The sequence below is a fragment of the uncultured Planktosalinus sp. genome (assembly GCF_963973675.1).
Lineage (GTDB): Bacteria > Bacteroidota > Bacteroidia > Flavobacteriales > Flavobacteriaceae > Planktosalinus.
Genome location: NZ_CAXBAN010000429.1, coordinates 1 through 1,974, shown reverse-complemented (window position 1 = coordinate 1,974; position 1,974 = coordinate 1). Strand labels below are relative to the sequence as shown.

The 1,974-nt window shown below is 35.7% G+C and carries 3 protein-coding genes; 1 reads left to right on the top strand and 2 read right to left on the bottom strand.

What is annotated here, in order from left to right; translation table 11 throughout:
* Window positions 1-336, top strand: a 336-nt coding sequence (locus AACY61_RS12990; RefSeq protein WP_339612007.1) for a sugar nucleotide-binding protein, incomplete at its 5' end; no start/stop codon positions are given.
* 63 nt (window positions 337-399) lie between these two features.
* Here AACY61_RS12990 and AACY61_RS12985 read toward each other — a convergent pair.
* Complete coding sequence (locus AACY61_RS12985) at window positions 400-1,122, bottom strand: hypothetical protein (protein ID WP_339612005.1); 723 nt, start codon at window positions 1,120-1,122, stop codon at window positions 400-402.
* A gap of 75 nt (window positions 1,123-1,197) precedes the next feature.
* A partial coding sequence (locus AACY61_RS12980) for a universal stress protein (protein ID WP_339612004.1) occupies window positions 1,198-1,974 on the bottom strand: 777 nt, incomplete at its 5' end.

The window sequence follows — 1,974 nt, the reverse complement described above, 5'->3', positions numbered from 1 at the left end:
GAAACAAAAAAAGAACTTAGTGTGGTAAACGACCAATTGGGAAGTCCCACCAATGCAGAACATTTGGCTCAGGCTTTAATAACAATTGCAGACTCATTAACACATGAAAATTCCGGGTTATACCATTTCTCAAATACCGGTGAAGCCAGTTGGTATGATTTTGCAAAAGCCATTTTTGAAAAACATAAAATCAAGATTTCTTTAAACGCAGTTTCTACTCAGCAATTTCCAACCCGGGCAAAACGGCCGGCTTACAGTGTACTGAACCAGTCAAAAATACAAGAGGTTTTCAAAATTAAAATTACTCCTTGGAGGGAAGCCTTGAATGAACTCTAAAAAAAATACCTGAAGCAGGGTGGCTTCAGGTATTTAAATTACTGAAAATTAAATAATTGGGGATTAGTCATCCAGTAATTCAATGGCTTCTTTAATAGTCTCTTTGATGAGGTTAGCTAGTGCATTATTTCCATCTTGATCATTAGGGCTAATTTCTATAACGCCGTCACCATTGTTATCAGTGGCGTTTGATAGATCTATGATGTTGGTGTTAAATAAGAAACTCAGGTCAAAATTAATGACAACACTTTCACCGTTTGATTCAACAACAATATCGATGTTGGTGTCTTCAAAATCTACTTCAACATCTTCTTCAAAATTATGCCAAAAAACAAACGGCATTCCCTGAATAGTTCCTTCTATGAGAATAGACCTTTGAAAAAGGATACTTTCACTGTTTGAGCTTCTGGTAATATCAAATTCAAGCTCTTCATATTGTCCTAATGGAATTTCAATATTAGCAAACGGAAAAACCACATCGGGTTGTGACAAGTCGAGTTCAAACGGACCCTCAAGTTCAAGGTCGCCGTAAAAATTTCCGCCTGGTCCGCCATCGTCGTCGCCAAAATCATCGTCATCAAATTCGAGTTCGAAATCTTCAACATTCACTAAAAATGTTGAAATGAGTAGTTCATTATTTATTCGTTCACTTTCAAAAGTGGCTTTGGCTCCAAAAGTGGTTTGTGCTGTTTCATCATTTATTACACTTTCATCACTGCTGCACGACAAAAAAACCAGTGCAGAAAAAAAGAGCATTGTAAAAGGTGTTGAAAAAAACGTGTTCATAAAAATGTATTTTTGATTTGTTGATATACCATTAAAACAATTCAAAAACAGTTTACCCTACCTGTTTGCAAAACTTTAATCGTGCAATACAAAAAATGGTATTTCGTTCTGGTAAGTTGTGGCATTGTTTTTAGAGCTGAAAAACAATTGTTGGAAGAAGTGAATGTTTTTTGCCACCATAGTGATCATTTTTATTTGATGGGCATCGATACATTCCTGGATGGCAATATCAAGATTTTTATTGGTCACAGTATGAAACTCGTGCTTGTTGTCAGAAAAGTAATCTTCAAGCAACTCTTTGTTTTGAAGCATTTCGCCTAAAACATGTTCATCAGACTTTGCCAGGTGAAAAACATGGAGCTTGGCTTCAAATAAATCAAGAATATCAGAAACGGTTTCGAGAATTCTTGGACCAAAAAAGATGCTATAGTCGGTAGGTAATGCCAGATGATCTATATGTGTGAACTGTGCCTTTTCAGGAATCACCAGTGTGGAACATTTTACTTTATTAATCACGTCTGTAGTGTTTGATCCAACCGCCAGTTTTTTTATTCCACTGTTTCCTTTTGTGCCCATTACTATCAGGTCAATGTGTTTATCTTCAACCTCATCCCTGATGGTTTCTACGATTGTTCCTTTGCCTGCTAATGTAAAAAAAAGGTGTTTGCCTTTTAAGGAAGTAGCTTCTATTTTTTCGACTAAAGCGTGTAGTTGATTTTTTATTTCCTGATCAGATTGTAAAGGGATTGCTTTTGTAGCAACCGTTTTTTTGGAAGCGCCATTTATTTCATTTACATGCAACAGATAAAAGGTACATTTACATTTCTTGAAAAAAGAAAGTGCATATACAAT

What these genes read in the sequence shown, in the direction of transcription:
- AACY61_RS12985 (WP_339612005.1), bottom strand. Translation starts at nt 1,122, where the DNA reads ATGAACACGTTTTTTTCAACACCTTTTACAATGCTCTTTTTTTCTGCA.